Raw genomic sequence first — 18,030 nt, 5'->3', positions numbered from 1 at the left:
AAAGCATAGAAAAATGGAACTCGACATCAAGGGGATCATGGAGAGGCTGCCGCATCGTTACCCGATGCTGCTGATTGATCGCGTCGTTGAAATGGTGCCTGGCAAATCCATTGTCGCCATCAAGAATGTCTCGATCAACGAACCGTTTTTTAACGGTCACTTTCCTCACCATCCGGTGATGCCGGGCGTGCTCATCGTGGAAGCCATGGCGCAAGCCTCGGCTTTGTTTTCGTTTACGGACGAGAACGGCGGCCTGAAGTGCGAAGGCTCCAAGACGGCGTACTACCTGGTCGGCATCGACGGCGCGCGTTTCCGCCGCCCCGTGGTGCCGGGTGACCAACTGCGCATCGAAGTCGAAGCCGAACGCCTGAGCCGCAGCATCTGTAAATACGCCGCGCGCGCGACAGTCGACGGACAGGAAGTGGCGTCCGCCAAGCTGATGTGCGCGATTCGCAGCCTGGAAGAGTAAATGGCAGGACATATCCATCCTACCGCTGTCGTTGATCCGGCGGCAAAAATCGACCCGACTGCCGTGATCGGACCGTTCGCGGTGGTGGGGCCTGATGTGACCATCGGCGCGGGCACCGAGATCGGCCCGTACTGCATGGTCGACGGTGTCACGACCATCGGGCGCAACAACCGTTTTTACCGCTACTGCTCCATCGGCGGCATGCCGCAGGACAAGAAGTACGCGGGCGAAAAGACGCGCCTGACGATCGGCGACGGCAACACGGTGCGCGAATTCGTCACGCTGAATACCGGTACCGTGCAGGATGGCGGCGAGACGACGCTGGGCAATGACAACTGGATCATGGCCTATGTGCACGTCGCGCATGACTGCCACATTGGCAGCCACACGATCCTGGCCAATTCGGTGCAACTGGGCGGCCACGTACACGTGGGCGACTGGGCCATCATCGGCGGCTTGACCGGCGTGCACCAGTTCTCGCGCGTGGGCGCGCACACCATGACGGGCGGCAATAGCTCGCTGATGCAGGATTCGCCGCCGTTCGTGCTGGCGGCCGGTAACCCCTGCCGTCCGGTAGGCATCAACGTCGAGGGCCTGAAGCGCCGGGGCTTTACCCCGGTGATGATTTCGGCCCTGCGCGAAGCGTACAAGATCATTTTCCGCCGCGGGTTGTCGCTGGATGCGGCGCGCGCCGAATTGCGCAAGCGCCAGCAGGAAATCCCCGAGGCGGCCGAGCATCTGCAAACGTTGCTCGAATTCCTTGACGTCGCATCGCGCGGCATCATTCGTCCATGAGCACGCGGATCGGCATGGTGGCCGGCGAGCCTTCGGGCGACTTGCTGGCCGGTCGTATCATTGCCGGTCTGCAAGCGCGCGATCCCGGCGTCCACTGCGAAGGCATCGGCGGGCCGCAAATGCAGGCCCGCGAATTCGATGCCTGGCATCCGATGCATGCCCTGACGGTGTTCGGCTACGTGGATGCTTTGAAGCGGCTGCCCAGCCTGCTGGGCACCTATCGCGACGTCAAGCGCCGCTGGCTGGCGGAACCGCCCGCCGTATTTGTCGGTATTGACGCGCCCGATTTCAACCTGCGGCTGGAGCATCAACTCCGCCTGGCCGGTACCCCTACGGTGCATTTCGTCGGACCCTCCATCTGGGCCTGGCGCTACGAACGCATCCACAAGATCCGCGAATCGGTGTCGCACATGCTGGTGCTGTTCCCGTTCGAGGAAGAGATCTACCGCAAGGAAGGCATTCCGGTCACGTATGTGGGCCATCCGCTGGCCGGCGCCATCCCGATGGAGCCGGACCGCGCAGCGGCGCGCGCGCGGCTGGGCATCGATCAGGACGCCCGGGTGCTGGCGATTCTGCCCGGCAGCCGCTCGTCCGAGATCCGGTTGCTGGCGCCGCGTTTCCTGCAGGCCGCGCAACGGCTGCTGAAAAAGGATCCGGCCCTGCAATGCGTCGTGCCTATGGTCAATGACCAGCGGCGCGCGGAATTCCAGGCCATCCTGGCCGAGCACCCGGTGCCCGGCCTGCGCTGCATTACCGCGGATGATCTGCATGGCGCGGGCGGCGACCGCAAGGCGCCGGTGGCGTGGTCGGTCATGGAAGCCGCCAACGCGGTGCTCGTCGCCAGCGGCACCGCCACGCTGGAGACGGCGCTCTACAAGCGGCCGATGGTGATTTCGTACGTGCTGTCGCCCTGGATGCGCCGGATCATGTCGTGGAAATCCGGGCAGCAACGGCCGTACCTGCCTTGGGTGGGGCTGCCGAACGTGCTGTTGCGCGACTTCGCGGTGCCCGAGCTGCTGCAGGACGACGCCACGCCCGAAAAGCTGGCGGAGGCCACGTGGGCGTCGCTGACGGACGATGCGTTGATTGCGCGCGTCGAGGCCCGCTTTACCGCCATGCACCAGGAGTTGCTGCGCGACACGCCAGCCCTGGCGGCTCAGGCGATCCTGGAGGTGGCCGGTGGAGCAGCCTGACCTGTTCGCGGCCCCCGAACAGCCGGCGATGCTGACGGCCGGCGTCGACGAGGCTGGCCGCGGTCCGTTGGCCGGCGCCGTCTATGCGGCCGCAGTCATTCTGGACCCTGATCGGCCGATCGAGGGGTTGGCGGACTCGAAGGTGCTGAAAGCCGCCCGGCGCGAGGCGTTGGCATTGCAGATCCAGGAGCGCGCGTTGGCCTGGTGTGTCGCAAGCGCCAGCGTTGGCGAGATCGATTCCCTGAATATCCTGCGCGCCACCATGCTGGCGATGCAACGGGCCGTCCAGGGCCTGTCCATGCCGGCGCAACTGGCGCTGGTGGACGGCAACCAGGCGCCCAAGCTGGCCTGCACAGTGCAGACCGTGATCAAGGGCGACGCCCTGGTGCCGGCGATTTCCGCTGCGTCCATTCTGGCCAAGACCGCGCGCGATGCCGACCTGATGCGCCTGCACGCGCTGTATCCGCAATACGCGTTCGACCAGCACAAGGGATACGGCACGGCGCTGCATCTGCAGCTGCTGCGCGAGCATGGGCCCTGCGCCGAGCATCGCCGCAGTTTCGCTCCCATCAAGGCTTTCGGCCTGGTCTCATGAAGCACATCAGTTCCCGCGACAATCCCGCGGTCAAGGCGCTGGCCAAGTTGGCGGGCACCGCGGGCAAGCGCGGCGCGCCCGTGCTGCTGGACGGGGTTCACCTGTGCCAGGCCTGGCTGCAGCATCATGGCGCGCCCGATCAGGCCGTCTTCGATGTTGACCGCCTGTCTCAAGCCGATATCGCCGCGCTGGCGGCGGCCGTCCCCGATTCCCGTTGCCTGGCCCTGGACGCCCGGTTGATGCAATCGGTGGCCAGCGTGGAAAGCGGGCAGGGCGTCGCATTCCTGGTAACGCCTCCGGCGCTGGAGCTGCCGGTGGCGGTGGAAGAAAACTGCGTGCTGTTCGATCGTATCCAGGACCCTGGCAACGTCGGCACGCTGTTGCGCACCTGCGCGGCAGCCGGCGTCAAGCGGGTGTTCCTGGCGACCGGTACCGCAGCCGCCTGGTCGCCCAAGGTGGTGCGTAGCGGCCAAGGCGCGCATTTTGCCCTGGCGATCCACGAGCACGTCGATCTTGCTGGGTTGCTGCCGCGGCTGCGAGTGCCGTTGGTGGCCACCGCGCTGGACGGCGCCCAGAACCTGTATGCCGGGCGCTTGCCCGCGCAATGCGCATGGGTGTTCGGCCATGAAGGGCAAGGCGTCGCGCCGGCGCTGCTGGCCGCGGCGAAACTGAAAGTCTGGATTCCCCACGACGCCGTGGCGGTGGAGTCCTTGAACGTCGGCGCGGCGGCCGCCATCTGCCTGTTCGAGCAACGGCGGCAAGCGTTGGGAGAACGTGCATGAAAGCGTTTGGTTCACTAATTCCGGCTGCTTGCCTGGCGGCGTTGCTGGGCGCGTGCGCCTCAACGTCGCCAGTGAGCGCCGTATTCGTGCCGGTCGTGGCGAGCGAGGCGTCCAGCGTGTCGCAACTGTCGCGCGACGTCATCGCGCATGTGCCGGACGGCGAGGCCTACACGTTGCCCGAGGGCTCTCGGTGGCGGCGAGTCGGGGCCTTGGTGCAGGGCGACGTCTATCGGCCCCTGGGCGAACCGCTGCGGGTCGGCCAACGCGGCGGGTCGGACGCCTATCTCGTGGCGTCTTCGGGCAAGCTGTTGGGCTTTTATTTGCCCAGCGGCAGCATGTTCGTGCCGCTTGGCAAGCCGGTCGTGCTGCCATTCTCGCAGCGCCAATGATCAAATAAAAAGGGGGCCGCTTCTTATGCGGCCCTTTTTTCATGTGCAGCGTTTGGGTAAGGACGGGGCGTCAGCCTCGGTCCAGGCCCACTTCCTGCAATACCGTCGTCGCGATTTCTTCGATCGACTTGGTGGTGCTGGACAGCCAGGAAATCCCTTCGCGGCGCATCATGCGTTCCGCTTCCGCGACCTCGTAACGGCATTGCTCCAGCTGCGCGTAGCGGCTGTTGGGGCGGCGTTCGTTGCGGACTTCGGCCAGGCGCTCGGGTTGGATGGACAGGCCAAACAGCTTGGCGCGGTGCGGCGCGATGGTCGAGGGCAGGGTGCCGCGCTCGAAATCGTCGGGGGTCAGCGGGAAGTTGGCCGCCTTGATCGCGTATTGCATGGCCAGGTACAGGCTCGTCGGCGTCTTGCCGCAGCGGGATACGCCAACCAGGATCACGTCAGCCTCGTCCAGCTGGTTCACGAACTGTCCGTCGTCGTGCGCCAGGCTGAAGTTGATGGCGTCGATCCGGTTGCGGTATTTTTCCGAATTGGCCTGCATGTGCGAGCGGCCGATGGAGTGACTGGACTTCAGGCCCAGCGCCTGCTCGATATGGCTGACGAAGGTGCCGAACAGATCCATGAAAATCCCGTTCGCCTGGCGAACACGGGCCAGGATCTCGGGGTTGACCAGGGTGCTGAACACGATGGGGGGTACACCGGCTTCCAGGGCGCTGCGGTCGATGCGCATGGCGACCTCGGCGGCTTTCTCCAGGGTGTCGACGAAAGGCAGGCGGATCGGCTTGAAATCGACCTCTTCGAACTGGGAAAGCACCGACTGGCTGAAGGTCTCAGCGGTGATGCCGGTACTGTCGGAAACGATGTATACCGTGCGTACGATCGGGGTAGATGTCATGTGTAAAAAATTCCAACCAGTCAGATAGCCGAGGGTACTCCACCGAGTACAATCAGGCCCCTATAAGTCACCCCAAGGGCGGTCCAAGGCCAGTTTGGTCAGCGTGTGGAAGGGCGGTTTTCTACGCCTCTTCATGCATTGACCAAACTCGCTTTCATTCCATTGTAAAAGGTGACTTCAATGTCGTACGTTGTTTTGTTCGAGCAGCTCCGCATGACGGACGTGGACTCGGTAGGAGGCAAGAACGCATCACTAGGCGAAATGATCAGCCAGCTGTCTGGCGCGGGTGTCCGCGTACCGGGCGGCTTTGCCACGACCGCTGACGCCTTCCGCGACTTCCTGAAGGCTTCGGGCCTGGACAAGCGCATCGCTGAACGCCTGACCACGCTGAACCCTGAGGACGTCCGCGAACTGGCCAACGCCGGCGCGGAAATCCGTCAATGGCTGGTCGAGGCCCCGTTCTCGCCCGAATTCGAAGCCCAGATCCGCGAAGCCTTCGCCAAGCTCGACGCTGACGGCAAGGGCTCGTTCGCCGTGCGCTCGTCCGCCACGGCCGAAGACCTGCCCGACGCCTCGTTCGCCGGCCAGCAGGAAACCTACCTGAACGTCGTCGGCATCGATGACGTGCTGGACAAGATCCGCCACGTGTTCGCGTCGTTGTACAACGACCGCGCCATCTCCTATCGCGTGCACAAGGGCTATGCCCACGCCGACGTCGCCTTGTCGGCCGGCATCCAGCGCATGGTGCGTTCCGACAAGGGCAGCGCCGGCGTCATGTTCACCATCGACACCGAATCGGGCTTTGAAGACGTCGTGTTCATCACGTCGTCCTACGGCCTGGGCGAAACCGTCGTGCAAGGCGCGGTCAACCCCGACGAGTTCTACGTCTTCAAGCCGACGCTGGCTCAGGGCCACTACCCGATCGTCGGCCGCCGCATCGGTTCCAAGCTGATCAAGATGGAATTCGATCCCGAGCGCCCCGAAGGCCGTGCCGTGCGCACCGTCGACGTGCCAGTGTCCGAGCGCAACCGCTACTCGCTGACTGACGACGAGGTCAATGAACTGGCCCGCTACGCCGTCATCATCGAAAAGCACTACAAGCGCCCGATGGACATCGAGTGGGGCCGCGACGGCGTCGACGGCAAGATCTACATCCTGCAAGCGCGTCCGGAAACGGTGAAGTCGCAGCAGGGCGCCAACGACGTGCAGCAGCGCTACCGCCTGAAGGCCACCGGCCAGGTCCTGATCACCGGCCGCGCAATCGGCCAGAAGATCGGCGCCGGTCCGGTCCGCGTCGTGGGCGACATCTCCGACATGGACAAGGTCCAGCCGGGCGACGTGCTGGTCACCGACATGACGGATCCCAACTGGGAACCCGTGATGAAGCGCGCCTCGGCCATCGTCACGAACCGCGGCGGCCGTACCTGCCACGCGGCGATCATCGCGCGCGAACTGGGCATTCCGGCGGTTGTCGGCTGCGGCAACGCCACCGACCTGTTGAAGGAAGGCCAGGCCGTGACCGTATCTTGCGCGGAAGGCGACGAAGGCCGCATCTATGACGGCCTGATCGAAACCGAAGTGGAAGAAGTCCGCCGCGGCGATATGCCCGCCATCGATCTGAAGATCATGATGAACGTGGGCAACCCGCAACTGGCGTTCGACTTCGCGCAGATCCCGAACAGCGGCGTGGGCCTGGCCCGTCTGGAATTCATCATCAACAACAACATCGGCATCCACCCGAAGGCAGTCCTGGACTACCCGAACGTGGACGGCGAACTGAAGAAGGCCGTGGAATCGGCGGCCCGCGGCCATGCCAGCCCGCGCGCCTTCTTCGTCGAGAAGATGGCCGAAGGCGTGGCGACGATTGCCGCCGCTTTCTACCCGAAGCCGGTGATCGTGCGCATGTCGGACTTCAAGTCCAACGAGTACCGCAAGCTGGTCGGCGGTTCGCGCTACGAGCCCGAGGAAGAGAACCCCATGCTGGGCTTCCGCGGCGCGTCGCGCTACATCGCTGAAGACTTCGCCGAGTGCTTCCGCATGGAATGCGAAGCGCTGAAGAAAGTGCGCGACGACATGGGTCTGACCAACGTCGAGATCATGGTGCCGTTCGTGCGTACCGTGGGCCAGGCGGAAAAGGTCGTCAACCTGCTGGCCAAGCACGGCTTGGCACGCGGCGAAAATGGCCTGAAGCTGATCATGATGTGCGAAGTGCCGTCCAACGCCATCCTGGCCGATGAATTCCTGCAATTCTTCGACGGCTTCTCGATCGGTTCCAACGACATGACGCAGCTGACGCTGGGTCTGGACCGCGACTCGGGCATGGAACTGCTGGCTGCCGACTTCGACGAACGCGATGAAGCCGTGAAGTTCATGCTGCGCCGCGCGATCAAGGCTTGCCTGGCCGCCAACAAGTACGTGGGTATCTGCGGCCAAGGCCCCAGCGACCACCCGGACTTCGCGCAATGGCTGAAGGACGAGGGCATCCTGTCGATGTCGCTCAACCCCGACACCGTTGTCGATACCTGGCAGCGTCTGGCCAAATAACGATAGGCTGGATGATCGAAAAAGCCCCGCATCGGAAACGATGCGGGGTTTTTTTTTGCGGTCAGGGCAGACGAGGTGGAAGCGAGGCGGCGGTGCCTTCACGCCAACCGATGCACTTCCATGTACTGCGTGGGCGTTTGCCCGAGGGTCCGGCGAAAGGCGGAGGCGAACGCGCTAGGGCTGGCATAGCCCAGGTCCAGCGCGACCCGGGTCACGGACTGGCCGCGGCTTAAGCGTTCGATGGCGGTGAGCAGGCAAACCTGCTGGCGCCATGCGGCGACGCTCACGCCGGTCTGCTCACGGAAGAGGCGGGTGAAGGTGCGCCGGCTCATGCCTGCCTGGTCAGCCAGGGTGTCCAGGCTTACCGCCACCGACGGCGCATCGAACAACTGCCGGCATGCTCGGGCCAGGCGAGGATCTTGCGGCAGCGGCGCATGCAGCGATAGGCGGGGCATGAACGCGATTTCCGCCACCAGCATCGCCATCAGCTTGCCGGCGCGTCCCTGGACGTCGTACATGGCCGGTAGATCAATGGCCTCTTCCAGCAAATGCCTGAGCAGCGGCGAAACGCCGTAGACGCAGCAATGCGCGGGCAGTTGCGCGGCGTCCGCGTCGCGCGGGGACACGAAGGCATTGAGCATCGTGACTTGGCCGGACATGGTCATTTCGTGCGCCATGCCGGCGGGCAGCCAGCACGCGCGCTGGGGCGGCACGAGCCATCTGCCTTCGGGCGTGGCAACGCTGATCGCGCCACGGGAAGCAAAAGCGAACTGGCCCCGCCGATGCGCGTGAAGCGGAAACGTTGAGCCGGCGGGATAGTCGTTCGCGGTTACCACCACGGCGCGCGGAATATCTTCGAAGGGATCAAGCAGCGTATTGCGCATGGCCCAAATTCTACAACTTATAGCCCGATAGCGAAGGCGGGCCACCTCCGCCGCACTTATGATCCCAGCCAGCTGTCGTCCCCTGCCGGGCGGCTTTTCATTTGCATCGGAGGCGTCATGCGCAAACCTTTTCATCGCGTGGGGACGGGTCCACATACCGTTTTCGTCTTGCACGGCTGGTTCGGCGACGCGCACGCGTTCGAGCCGATCGAGCCCTGGCTGTCGGGCGACGCCTACAGCTATGTGTTCATGAATTACCGGGGCTATGGCGGCAGGCGCGACGTGCCCGGTGCCTACACGATTGACGAGATCGCCTTGGACGCGCTGGCGCTGGCCGACGAACTGGGATGGCGCACCTTCAGCCTAGTGGGCCATTCTATGGGCGGCATGGCGATCGAACGAATCGCCACGTTGGCGCCGTCCCGAGTGCGCGGTCTGGTCGCGATCGCGCCTGTTCCCTGTGGCGGCATACGGTACGAAGCGGCGACGCGGCAGTTGCTCGAGGGCGCCGCCGATCGCGCCGATCTGCGCCGGACCATCATCGACCGCAGCACCGGCGGCCGATTGCCGCCGGTCTGGGTCGAATGGAAGGCCGCGTATTCGGCAGCGTGTTCTTTGCCGGAAGCCTTTGGCGCGTACCTTCGCGCGTGGGCCGATACGGACTTTGGCAGCGAGATTGCGGGACTGCATCCCGTGAAGGTGCTGGTGGGCAAACATGACCCCACGTTCAATGCGGCGTTGATGGCCGGCACCTATCTGCGCCGCTACCCGATGGCCAGTCTGCAGGTGCTGGAGGACGCCGGCCATTACCCCATGAACGAGACGCCGCTTGCCTTGGCCGCGGCCATCGAGACGTTTCTGGCCGCCCTGGCGGAACGCGCCGATGCGCATGCCGCTAGCCCTTCATGACGCTGCGCGACGGGCATTCGGCGCCTCAGGCGGCTTGGGCTTCCCGGGCCAGCAGGGCGCGTTTGCGATCGATGCCCCAGCGGTAGCCGGCCAGCGAGCCATCAGTGCGCACCACGCGATGGCAGGGGATGGCAAGCGCGATATTGTTGGTGGCGCAGGCGCGGGCCACGGCGCGCACGGCGCGCGGCGAGCCGATGCGTTCGGCGATGTCGGTATAGGTGGCGGTCGTGCCGGCCGGAATGTCCCGCAGGGCCTCCCAGACGCGGCGCTGAAACGCGGTGCCGCGCACGTCCAGCGGCAGGTCCAGGCCGCGGGACGGGTCTTCCACAAAGCCCACCACGGCGGCCACCCACGCTTCGAACTCCGTATCCGCGCCGATCAGCCGCGCGGCCTTGAAGCGGTCTTGCAGGTTGTGCACCAGTTGCTCGGGGTCGGCGTCCAGGGCGATTTCGCAGATGCCGGTGCTGCTGGCCGCCACCAGCAGCGCACCGAGCGAACATTGGGCCACGGCGAAGCGGATCTCCACGCCTTCGCCGTCCTTGCGGAAGGCCGTGGGCGTCATGCCCAGAATGGCCGGCGCGGCTTCGTAGAACCGGCCGCTGGAATTGAAGCCGGCGTCATACATGGCGTCGGTGACGCTGGCGCTTTGCTTGAGTTGCTGGCGTGCGCGGCTGGCGCGCAGCGCATTGGCGTAGGCCTTGGGCGTGATGCCCGTGGCGGCCTTGAAGACACGGTGGAAATGAAAGCGGCTCATGCCGGCCTGTTCGGCCAACGTGGACAGGTCGGGCGGCTGCTCGGCCTCCAGGGCGCGGCAGGCGCGCTCGACGGCGGCGGCGTGCTGTTTGCTCAAGGGGGCGGCGGCTGGACTCATTCGGAACTCCTGTCGTGCGCACGATCAGATGCGCGATGACCCCATGGTCTCAAAGGCGCGCGGACGCCACACTCCGGATGTTGCGCGCGGGCAGGGGCTCAGGCAGGCGCGTACACATCCAGGAACCGGCGCAGCAATCCGCCCGCCACGGGCGTCGCGCGGACGTTGGCCGACAGGTCGGGAATGTCCAGGTTTTCGGCGGCATAGCGGCGGCCGTAGCGCTCCAGGTGGGCGCGCACGAAGTCCGGGCCGAATTCCGGGTGGAACTGGGTAGAAAACACGTTGCGGCCGATGCGGATCATCTGGTGCTCGTCCAGGTCGGAACGCGCCAGCACGGCCGAGCCGGGAGGCGGCTGCAAGACGGTCTGGGCGTGCAGCATCTGCGCGGGAAAGGTGGCAGGCAGGCCGGCCAGCAGCTTGTCGCCCGAAGCCGGGGGCAGCAGTTCGACCGTCTGCGTGCCCACTTCGCGCCCGGCGGGGTTATAACCCACCTTGCCGCCCAGCGCGTGCGCCAGCAGCTGGTGGCCGTAGCACACGCCGAACATGGGCAGGTCGGCGGCGGCGGCCTCGCGCAGCCAGGCAGCGGTTTCCTCGCTCCAGGGTTCCTTGTCGGTGACCATGGCGGGCGATCCGGTGATCAGCGCGGCACGGTAGCGGGCGGGGGCTTGCGGACGCTGGCCCTCATGCACGGCCACGACTTCGATGGCGTCGGCGGCCAGGCCAGCGGCTTTCGCCAATTGTTCGGCATAGCCGCCGAACTGGCTTTTAAGCGTGTCGTCCGGATCGCCAGTGTGCAGGATCAGAACGGGTAGGGCAGAAGATATTGCAGCGGTCATGGAAGCTTGTGCATGAAGAGGGCGGACGCCGGCGATCCGGATGGGATCAGGGCATCAATGCGCATCATAATCCAGTGCAAACATTCGTGAGCCCGGCATCCGCCCCGCTGCGTCCCGGAAATACGTACAATCCGCTCACGACTCATCCTTTCAGGCGACCTTAAGACTATGTGGATCTGGCTGGGACTGGCCGCGCTGGCCCTTATCGGGGAACTGGCGACGGGGACCTTCTATTTGCTGCTGGTTGCCTTGGGATTGGCGGCCGGGGGCGTCGCCGCCTGGCTGGGCGCCGGTCTGGAGTGGCAGCTGGTGGCTTGCGGCGTCGTGCTGCTGCTGGGCCTGTTGCTGCTGCGCAAGACGCGTGTCCTGAAAAAGCGCGAGGTCAATTCGGCCCGCAACGCCGACGTCAATCTGGACATCGGGCAGACGGTGTCCGTGGAAGCCTGGTCTGAACAAGGCACGGCGCGCGTCTGGTACCGCGGCGCCCACTGGCAGGCCGAGCTTGCCCGAGGCCAAGCGCCGCGCGCCGGCGAACACATCATTACCGAACTGCGTGGTTCGACTCTGGTGCTGACCCCGCGGGGCACGCCGGGTTCGGCACAGTAGAACCGGCTTGCGCCACGCGCAGCCCGCAGCAGGCGCCGTTGCCGGCAGGCAGCGGCGCCCTCGTACTTACTCCAGGAGAGGCTTTACATCATGATCGATACTTCCACTATCGTCCTGCTCGTCGTCGTCGCGCTGGCGATCCTGATCGTCATCAAGTCGATCGCCATCGTGCCCCAGCAGCACGCCTGGGTGGTCGAGCGCCTGGGCAAATTCGACCGCGTCCTGTCGCCCGGCGCGGGCTTCGTCATCCCGTTCATCGAACGCGTGTCGTACAAGCACTCGCTCAAGGAAATCCCGCTGGACGTGCCCAGCCAGGTCTGCATCACGCGCGACAACACGCAATTGCAGGTCGACGGCGTCCTGTATTTCCAGGTGACGGACCCGATGCGCGCATCCTATGGTTCGTCGAACTACATTTCGGCGATCACGCAGCTGGCGCAGACCACCTTGCGTTCGGTCATCGGCAAGATGGAACTGGACCGCACCTTCGAAGAGCGCGATTCCATCAACAGCAACATCGTGTCGTCGCTGGACGAGGCCGCGTTGAACTGGGGCGTGAAGGTGCTGCGCTACGAGATCAAGGATTTGACGCCGCCCAACGAGATCCTGCGTTCCATGCAGGCGCAGATCACCGCCGAACGTGAAAAGCGCGCGCTGATTGCGGCATCCGAAGGCCGCCGCCAGGAACAGATCAACATCGCCACCGGCGAGCGCGAAGCCGCCATCGCGCGCTCGGAAGGCGAAAAGCAGGCCCAGATCAACCAGGCGCAGGGCGAGGCCGCCGCGGTGCTGGCGATTGCGGAAGCCACCGCCAAGGCCATCACGCAGGTCGCCGATGCCGTGCGCCAGCCGGGCGGCATGGAAGCCGTCAACCTGAAGGTGGCCGAGCGCTACGTCGAAGCGTTCGGCAACGTGGCCAAGGAAGGCAATACGCTGATCCTGCCGGCCAACATGTCGGACGTGGGCGGGATGATCGCTTCCGCCATGACCATTGTGAAGTCCACGCGCAACACCTGATACAGCGCCCTGCGGCGCTCCAGCCATGATCGCTCCCGTTAATTTGCTTTTGATAGCAGCGCTGGCGGGAGTGCTTTCCTTGTGTGTGCTGGGGTCTCTGGCCCGCAGCGGCATGGCGGGGATCAAAGAAGCCATACGCGCCAACTTGCTTACGCTGTTGGCGTTTTTTACGTTCGGCCTGCAGAACACGTCGGCGCCTTGGTGGCTGTCGATCGTGGTGCCCAACTCGGCCATCGCGCTGGCGCTGTATTCCTACTACTCGGGCGTGCGGCGCTTGATGGGGCTGGGCGTGCCGCGGCATCTGATGATGCTTGGATGCCTTGCAACGCTCATGGTGCTGCTGGTCTACACGTATGTGGATTGGCGGGTCGGGCCGCGCATCATTGCGATGTCGCTGCTGCAGATGGGATTCCTGCTGGCTGTGGCCGTTACCGTCCAGCGCAACATGCCGGCGCACCGCTCGCGCTACAGCTACCGCTTCGTGTGGGCGGTGGCTATGGTGTCCGCCGCAGTCTGCGCCGTGCGCGCAGGCGCCCACATCCTGAATCTGGTGCCCCCGCAACCCTTGATGGAACCCAGTGTCTGGAACGTCGCGTATCTGACGCTGGGCGTGCTGGTGATGCCTTGCCTGACGCTGGGCACCATCATGATCATCCACGACCGCATGCTGGCGGACCGGGAACAGGAGGCCAATACTGACTTCCTGACGGGGCTGATGTCGCGCAAGGCCTGGTGGATGCAGGCGGAGCGCTATTGCGCGCAGGCCCTGCGCACGCGCCGGCCGTTGACCTTGCTGCTGCTGGACATCGACCATTTCAAGGGGATCAACGACACGCATGGCCACGCGGCGGGCGATGCGGTCCTGCGTCATTTCGGTCTGCTGGCAGGGGCGACGCTGCGCACGGGCGACCACGTCGGCCGCGTGGGCGGGGAAGAGTTCGGTGTGCTGTTTCCCGACATGCGCAGCGATGCGGTCATGGAAGTGGCGGCCCGGCTGCTGGATTCCGTACGGCGCACGCCTTGCTCGCACGGGGGCAGCACCATTTCATACACGTTCAGCGCGGGGGTGGCCGAATGGATGCCCGGCGAGAACCTGCAGGTGTTCTTCGAACGGGCGGACCGCAAGCTCTATGCGGCCAAGTCGAGCGGACGCAACCGCATCGTGGGGCCGGGCGGGCAGCCCGAGCATCCTGCCCTGCCGGCCGCCGCCTGAAGTCAGTCGTCCTTGTCTTTACGCGGGGCGCGCGTGTCGTGCTTCATGATGCGTTCTTTCTCGCGCTGCCAGTCCTTTTCGCGCGCGGTGTCGCGCTTGTCGAACAGCTTTTTGCCGCGGCCCAGCGCGAAGTCCAGCTTGATGCGCCCATTCTTGTAGTGCAGGTTCAGCGGCACCAGCGTATAGCCGCGCTGCTCGACCTTGCCGATGAGTTTGCTGATTTCCTCGGCCTTGAGCAGCAGCTTGCGCGTGCGCATGGCATCGGGGTGGATATGGGTGGACGCCGTGGGCAACGGGCTGACGTGCATGCCCAGCAGGTACAGCTCACCATCGCGTACGATGACGTAGCTTTCCTTGAGCTGCACGCGGCCATCGCGGATCGCCTTGACTTCCCAGCCTTGCAGGACAAGGCCGGCTTCGTAGCGGTCTTCGATGAAATAGTCGTGCGTGGCCTTGCGATTGTCGATAATGCTCATAACGCCTTTTTTGCCTGGGGGCTTTGTGGGTCTTTTCGGGGAGGCTGACGGGCGGGGCAGGGTGGACATGCCGTCCGGCGTGCCGCGCGCTTGCTTTTCCCGTTATTAGGCCCAGGTCATGCGGTGCCGGTAAAATCTTGCCATTCTAGCCATTTGCGATAGTCGATGCACAAAGTACAACGATCCGTCCTGGTGCCTTACAGCGCCGCCCAGATGTTCGATCTGGTCGCCGACGTGGAAAAGTACCCCGAGTTCATGCCGTGGTGCGGCGGCGCCGAGGTGCAGACCCGCGACGAACACGGCATGCAGGCCTCTATCCTGATCAGTTTCGCGGGGATGAAGCAGCGCTTCACCACGCGCAATACCCACGTCTATCCCGACCGGATCGATCTGGAACTGGTCGACGGCCCATTCTCCAGCCTGGTCGGGCATTGGGAATTCCAGCCGCTGGCGGAAGACGCCTGCAAGGTGCTGTTCACCATGGAGTACGCGTTTTCCAACCGTGCGCTGGAAATGGTGGTGGGCCCCGTGTTCAACCGCATCGCCACCAGCTTCATTGATTCCTTCACCAAGCGGGCGCAGGCCAAGTATGGGGAATGAACCCTGTAGCGCGGCGCGCTTGAACATCAGCGTCTGCTATGCCTTGCCGGGCCATGTGTGGCTGCGCGAGGTCCAGTTGCCTGAGGGCGCGACGGTGGCCGATGCGTTGGCCGCCAGCGGATTTGCCGAGGCTTTCCCCGTGGTGCAGCCGTGGGCGCGCGGCGTGGGCATATTCGGTCGGGCCACCGAGCCGCAGGCGCGATTGGCCGATGGCGACCGCGTGGAGATCTACCGGGGGCTGAGCTTCGACCCCAAGGAATCGCGTCGCCGCCGCGCGGAACACCGCCGGTCCAAGACGGCCAGGAACGGCCGCGTGCGTCCGGCCGGGCTGCTGTAGGCCATTTGCCGCGGCGCAGGCTCCCGGGGCCCTGCCGACATTGTCATCAATAGGACAAATCGCGCCGCGGCATCCGGCGTAACATAAAGACGGTTTCACACTTACGTTTACGTTAACGTCATGTCAAAATCGACATGCTGACGTTCACGAGACGGCAGCGACGCCAACAGACAATACCGATTACAACAGGAGACAGGCTGTGGACTTGGAACTGACCGACGAGCAGCGCGCGTTCGCGCAGGCCGCCCGTGACTACGCCGAGGGCGAACTGGCGCCCCACGCCGCGCGCTGGGACGCCGAAGGCATCTTCCCGCGCGAGGCCTTCGCCCGGGCGGGCGAGATGGGCTTCTGCGCCATCTATGCCAGTGAAGAGATCGGCGGCCTGGGCCTGCCGCGCCTGGACGCCACGCTGGTGTTCGAGGAAATGGCGGCGGTGGACCCCTCGACGACCGCTTTCCTGACGATCCATAACATGGCCACCTGGATGGTCGGCAAATGGGGACAGCCCGCGTTACGCGAGGCCTGGGGCCCGTTGCTGGCCAGCGGCCAGAAGCTGGCGTCGTACTGCCTGACCGAGCCGGGCGCCGGTTCCGACGCGGCTTCCCTGTCCACCCGCGCCCAGCGCGACGGCGACCACTATGTGTTGAACGGCGCCAAGGCCTTCATCTCGGGCGGCGGCGATACCGACCTGTTGGTCGTGATGGCGCGCACCGGTGGCGAGGGGGCAGGCGGCATCAGCGCGTTCGCGGTGCCCGCCGATACGCCGGGCATCAGCTACGGCCGCAAGGAAGAGAAGATGGGCTGGAACAGCCAGTCCACGCGCCCCATCACGTTCGAAAACGTCCGCGTGCCGGCCGGCAATCTGCTGGGCCAGGAGGGCGAGGGCTTCAAGATCGCCATGAAGGGCCTGGATGGCGGCCGCATCAACATTGGCACGTGCTCGGTGGGTGCGGCGCAGGGCGCGCTGGACGCCGCCCGCCGCTATATGGACGAGCGCCGGCAGTTCAATCGCCGCCTGGCCGAGTTCCAGGCGCTGCAGTTCAAGCTGGCCGACATGGCCACGCACCTGGTCGCGGCGCGCCAGATGGTGCGCCTGGCTGCCTGCAAGCTGGATGCGGGCGCCCCGGACGCAGCGACCTACTGCGCCATGGCCAAGCGCTTCGCGACGGACATGGGCTTCCAGATCTGCCTGGACGCGCAACAGATTCATGGCGGCTACGGATACTTGCGGGACTATCCCTTGGAGCGTCTGGTGCGCGATACTCGCGTTCATCAGATTCTGGAGGGCACCAACGAGATCATGCGCGTGATCATTGCCCGCCAATTGTTGGAAAAAGGAGCCGACATAAGATGAATGCACCGGTGTTGTTCGAAGAAAGAAGTGCGGCGAACGGCATGCGGTTCGGGATTGCGACGCTGAATGCGCCGCAGACCCTGAACGGCCTGTCGCTGGAAATGGTGGACTTGCTGGCGGCGCGCCTGGACGAATGGGCCCGCGATCCGGGCGTGGCCCTGGTGGTGTTGCAAGGCGCGGGCGAGAAAGCGTTCTGCGCCGGCGGCGACCTGCACGGCCTGTACCGCAGCATGGGCGAAAACAAGGGCAAGAGCGGTTGGAGCAACGCCTATGCGCGCCGCTTCTTCGAGCACGAATACCGGCTGGACTACCGCATCCACACGTATCCGAAGCCGGTGTTGTGCTGGGGGCATGGGATCGTCATGGGCGGCGGCATCGGCCTGATGATGGGCGCCAGCCACCGGGTGGTCAGCGAGACCTCGCGCCTGGCGATGCCGGAAGTGTCCATCGGCCTGTTCCCGGACGTGGGCGGTAGCTGGCTGCTGAACCGCATGCCGGGCCGCATCGGCTTGTTCCTGGCCCTGACGGGCGCGCATATGAACACCGCCGACGCCTTTTTCGCCGGTCTGGCGGATTTCCGCTTGAACCATGCGGATTGGCCGAAACTGCTGGCGTCGCTGGAAGAGCAGCCCTGGGCAGGGCAGGCCGCGGGGGCGCCGGAATCGTCCCTGGCACCGCGGTCCATGAATGACGGCCTGCTGCGCCGCGCGCTGACCGCGCTGGAACCGCAGACGCCGCTGGACCCGGGGCATCTGCGCCAGCACTCGTTCCTGATCAACAACCTGTGCAATGGCAACCGGCTGGACGAGATCTATGAAGAACTGGCCCTGTTGAAGGACCACGCGGATCCGTGGCTGGCCCGTGCGGCGACGACGATGCTGGCGGGTTCGCCGGGTTCGGTGCGCCTGGCTTTCGCGTTGCAGCAACGCACGCGCCTGCGGTCGCTGGACGACGTCTTCCGCGCCGAGTACATCGCGGCGCTGGCCTGCACGGCGCACGGCGATTTTGCCGAAGGCATCCGCGCCTTGCTGGTCGACAAGGACAAGAAGCCGCACTGGAATCCTGCCGTCCTGGACGTGGCGACGGATGCCTGGGTGCAGAAGTTCTTCGAAGAACCGTGGCCCGCCGGCGAGCCGCATCCCCTGGCCGACCTGGGTCAGGAAGGGCGTTGACGCGCCGGCCGGTTCGCGTTGGGGCCGGCCACCCCAAGATTTCCGTCATGCAGGTCACGATGAATCCATACCTACAGCAATAGCAACAGG

Annotated in this window: 20 protein-coding genes; 15 read left to right on the top strand and 5 right to left on the bottom strand. The window is 65.1% G+C overall.

Features of this window, described 5'->3' with window-relative positions; genetic code table 11:
* The first annotated feature begins 13 nt into the window (after positions 1-13).
* From fabZ to CEY09_RS08620, 6 genes are read left to right on the top strand one after another with little or no spacing between them, the layout of a single operon-like run.
* On the top strand, positions 14-469 hold the full coding sequence (gene fabZ, locus CEY09_RS08645) for a 3-hydroxyacyl-ACP dehydratase FabZ (RefSeq protein ID WP_006223429.1): 456 nt from the start codon (positions 14-16) through the stop codon (positions 467-469).
* On the top strand, positions 470-1,264 hold the full coding sequence (lpxA, locus tag CEY09_RS08640) for an acyl-ACP--UDP-N-acetylglucosamine O-acyltransferase (RefSeq protein ID WP_088588325.1): 795 nt from the start codon (positions 470-472) through the stop codon (positions 1,262-1,264).
* The gene (gene lpxB / locus CEY09_RS08635) at positions 1,261-2,457 is read left to right on the top strand and encodes a lipid-A-disaccharide synthase (protein ID WP_088588324.1); all 1,197 of its coding nucleotides are present in this window, start codon (positions 1,261-1,263) and stop codon (positions 2,455-2,457) included. Before lpxA ends, lpxB begins: the two co-directional genes overlap by 4 nt.
* The gene (gene rnhB / locus CEY09_RS08630) at positions 2,444-3,052 is read left to right on the top strand and encodes a ribonuclease HII (RefSeq protein ID WP_006223426.1); all 609 of its coding nucleotides are present in this window, start codon (positions 2,444-2,446) and stop codon (positions 3,050-3,052) included. The genes lpxB and rnhB overlap by 14 nt, the downstream gene beginning before the upstream one ends.
* Positions 3,049-3,834: a TrmH family RNA methyltransferase gene (locus tag CEY09_RS08625; RefSeq protein ID WP_088588323.1), complete on the top strand. Its 786-nt coding sequence runs from the start codon at positions 3,049-3,051 to the stop codon at positions 3,832-3,834. Before rnhB ends, CEY09_RS08625 begins: the two co-directional genes overlap by 4 nt.
* On the top strand, positions 3,831-4,223 hold the full coding sequence (locus tag CEY09_RS08620; RefSeq protein WP_088588322.1) for a hypothetical protein: 393 nt from the start codon (positions 3,831-3,833) through the stop codon (positions 4,221-4,223). The genes CEY09_RS08625 and CEY09_RS08620 overlap by 4 nt, the downstream gene beginning before the upstream one ends.
* Before the next feature lie 70 nt (positions 4,224-4,293).
* Here CEY09_RS08620 and ppsR read toward each other — a convergent pair whose 3' ends face one another.
* Positions 4,294-5,121 (bottom strand): posphoenolpyruvate synthetase regulatory kinase/phosphorylase PpsR, encoded by an 828-nt coding sequence (ppsR, locus tag CEY09_RS08615; protein WP_088588321.1) that lies wholly within the window; start codon positions 5,119-5,121, stop codon positions 4,294-4,296.
* A gap of 180 nt (positions 5,122-5,301) precedes the next feature.
* On the opposite strand from ppsR, the gene ppsA reads away from it, so the two are divergent.
* Complete coding sequence (gene ppsA / locus CEY09_RS08610; protein ID WP_006223422.1) at positions 5,302-7,665, top strand: phosphoenolpyruvate synthase; 2,364 nt, start codon at positions 5,302-5,304, stop codon at positions 7,663-7,665.
* A gap of 98 nt (positions 7,666-7,763) precedes the next feature.
* Here ppsA and CEY09_RS08605 read toward each other — a convergent pair whose 3' ends face one another.
* On the bottom strand, positions 7,764-8,549 hold the full coding sequence (locus CEY09_RS08605) for an AraC family transcriptional regulator (RefSeq protein ID WP_088588320.1): 786 nt from the start codon (positions 8,547-8,549) through the stop codon (positions 7,764-7,766).
* Between the two features lie 117 nt (positions 8,550-8,666).
* On the opposite strand from CEY09_RS08605, the gene CEY09_RS08600 reads away from it, so the two are divergent.
* Entirely contained in the window at positions 8,667-9,458 is a 792-nt protein-coding gene (locus tag CEY09_RS08600; RefSeq protein WP_088588319.1) for an alpha/beta fold hydrolase, read from the top strand.
* Positions 9,459-9,483: 25 nt separating this feature from the next.
* On the opposite strand, the gene CEY09_RS08595 is transcribed toward CEY09_RS08600, so the two are convergent.
* Together CEY09_RS08595 and CEY09_RS08590 are read right to left on the bottom strand one after the other, a co-directional pair.
* Positions 9,484-10,329 (bottom strand): bifunctional transcriptional activator/DNA repair enzyme AdaA, encoded by an 846-nt coding sequence (locus CEY09_RS08595; RefSeq protein WP_088588318.1) that lies wholly within the window; start codon positions 10,327-10,329, stop codon positions 9,484-9,486.
* A gap of 98 nt (positions 10,330-10,427) precedes the next feature.
* Entirely contained in the window at positions 10,428-11,165 is a 738-nt protein-coding gene (locus CEY09_RS08590; RefSeq protein WP_088588317.1) for a glutamine amidotransferase, read from the bottom strand.
* A gap of 168 nt (positions 11,166-11,333) precedes the next feature.
* Between CEY09_RS08590 and CEY09_RS08585 the strand changes: the two genes are divergently transcribed.
* The 3 genes from CEY09_RS08585 to CEY09_RS08575 all read left to right on the top strand — a co-directional run bounded on the left by CEY09_RS08585 (position 11,334) and on the right by CEY09_RS08575 (position 14,001).
* Entirely contained in the window at positions 11,334-11,771 is a 438-nt protein-coding gene (locus tag CEY09_RS08585) for an NfeD family protein (RefSeq protein ID WP_088588316.1), read from the top strand.
* 90 nt (positions 11,772-11,861) lie between these two features.
* Positions 11,862-12,788 (top strand): SPFH domain-containing protein, encoded by a 927-nt coding sequence (locus CEY09_RS08580; RefSeq protein ID WP_006223416.1) that lies wholly within the window; start codon positions 11,862-11,864, stop codon positions 12,786-12,788.
* A 25-nt stretch (positions 12,789-12,813) separates the two neighbouring features.
* Positions 12,814-14,001 (top strand): GGDEF domain-containing protein, encoded by a 1,188-nt coding sequence (locus CEY09_RS08575; protein WP_088588315.1) that lies wholly within the window; start codon positions 12,814-12,816, stop codon positions 13,999-14,001.
* A gap of 2 nt (positions 14,002-14,003) precedes the next feature.
* On the opposite strand, the gene smpB is transcribed toward CEY09_RS08575, so the two are convergent.
* Positions 14,004-14,477: an SsrA-binding protein SmpB gene (gene smpB / locus CEY09_RS08570; RefSeq protein ID WP_006223414.1), complete on the bottom strand. Its 474-nt coding sequence runs from the start codon at positions 14,475-14,477 to the stop codon at positions 14,004-14,006.
* A 165-nt stretch (positions 14,478-14,642) separates the two neighbouring features.
* Between smpB and CEY09_RS08565 the strand changes: the two genes are divergently transcribed.
* From CEY09_RS08565 to CEY09_RS08550, 4 genes are all read left to right on the top strand, one after another.
* Complete coding sequence (locus CEY09_RS08565) at positions 14,643-15,077, top strand: type II toxin-antitoxin system RatA family toxin (protein ID WP_006223413.1); 435 nt, start codon at positions 14,643-14,645, stop codon at positions 15,075-15,077.
* Positions 15,067-15,414, top strand: a complete 348-nt coding sequence (locus CEY09_RS08560; RefSeq protein WP_088588314.1) for an RnfH family protein — start codon at positions 15,067-15,069, stop codon at positions 15,412-15,414. The genes CEY09_RS08565 and CEY09_RS08560 overlap by 11 nt, the downstream gene beginning before the upstream one ends.
* A gap of 199 nt (positions 15,415-15,613) precedes the next feature.
* Entirely contained in the window at positions 15,614-16,768 is a 1,155-nt protein-coding gene (locus tag CEY09_RS08555; RefSeq protein WP_088588313.1) for an acyl-CoA dehydrogenase family protein, read from the top strand.
* Entirely contained in the window at positions 16,765-17,940 is a 1,176-nt protein-coding gene (locus tag CEY09_RS08550) for an enoyl-CoA hydratase/isomerase family protein (protein ID WP_006223410.1), read from the top strand. Before CEY09_RS08555 ends, CEY09_RS08550 begins: the two co-directional genes overlap by 4 nt.
* Positions 17,941-18,030: the final 90 nt, after the last annotated feature.

Origin of the sequence: Achromobacter marplatensis (assembly GCF_002209535.1) — a bacterium.
Taxonomy (GTDB): Bacteria; Pseudomonadota; Gammaproteobacteria; order Burkholderiales; family Burkholderiaceae_B; genus Achromobacter; species Achromobacter marplatensis.
This window is presented reverse-complemented; position numbering and strand designations above follow the sequence as displayed.

Bases quoted from the DNA above. Each gene is read 5' to 3' on its own strand.
- fabZ (WP_006223429.1), top strand. From the start codon at position 14: ATGGAACTCGACATCAAGGGGATCATGGAGAGGCTGCCGCATCGTTAC.
- lpxA (WP_088588325.1), top strand. From the start codon at position 470: ATGGCAGGACATATCCATCCTACCGCTGTCGTTGATCCGGCGGCAAAA.
- lpxB (WP_088588324.1), top strand. From the start codon at position 1,261: ATGAGCACGCGGATCGGCATGGTGGCCGGCGAGCCTTCGGGCGACTTG.
- CEY09_RS08625 (WP_088588323.1), top strand. From the start codon at position 3,049: ATGAAGCACATCAGTTCCCGCGACAATCCCGCGGTCAAGGCGCTGGCC.
- CEY09_RS08620 (WP_088588322.1), top strand. From the start codon at position 3,831: ATGAAAGCGTTTGGTTCACTAATTCCGGCTGCTTGCCTGGCGGCGTTG.
- ppsR (WP_088588321.1), bottom strand. From the start codon at position 5,121: ATGACATCTACCCCGATCGTACGCACGGTATACATCGTTTCCGACAGT.
- ppsA (WP_006223422.1), top strand. From the start codon at position 5,302: ATGTCGTACGTTGTTTTGTTCGAGCAGCTCCGCATGACGGACGTGGAC.
- CEY09_RS08605 (WP_088588320.1), bottom strand. From the start codon at position 8,549: ATGCGCAATACGCTGCTTGATCCCTTCGAAGATATTCCGCGCGCCGTG.
- CEY09_RS08600 (WP_088588319.1), top strand. From the start codon at position 8,667: ATGCGCAAACCTTTTCATCGCGTGGGGACGGGTCCACATACCGTTTTC.
- CEY09_RS08595 (WP_088588318.1), bottom strand. From the start codon at position 10,329: ATGAGTCCAGCCGCCGCCCCCTTGAGCAAACAGCACGCCGCCGCCGTC.
- CEY09_RS08590 (WP_088588317.1), bottom strand. From the start codon at position 11,165: ATGACCGCTGCAATATCTTCTGCCCTACCCGTTCTGATCCTGCACACT.
- CEY09_RS08585 (WP_088588316.1), top strand. From the start codon at position 11,334: ATGTGGATCTGGCTGGGACTGGCCGCGCTGGCCCTTATCGGGGAACTG.
- CEY09_RS08580 (WP_006223416.1), top strand. From the start codon at position 11,862: ATGATCGATACTTCCACTATCGTCCTGCTCGTCGTCGTCGCGCTGGCG.
- CEY09_RS08575 (WP_088588315.1), top strand. From the start codon at position 12,814: ATGATCGCTCCCGTTAATTTGCTTTTGATAGCAGCGCTGGCGGGAGTG.
- smpB (WP_006223414.1), bottom strand. From the start codon at position 14,477: ATGAGCATTATCGACAATCGCAAGGCCACGCACGACTATTTCATCGAA.
- CEY09_RS08565 (WP_006223413.1), top strand. From the start codon at position 14,643: ATGCACAAAGTACAACGATCCGTCCTGGTGCCTTACAGCGCCGCCCAG.
- CEY09_RS08560 (WP_088588314.1), top strand. From the start codon at position 15,067: ATGGGGAATGAACCCTGTAGCGCGGCGCGCTTGAACATCAGCGTCTGC.
- CEY09_RS08550 (WP_006223410.1), top strand. From the start codon at position 16,765: ATGAATGCACCGGTGTTGTTCGAAGAAAGAAGTGCGGCGAACGGCATG.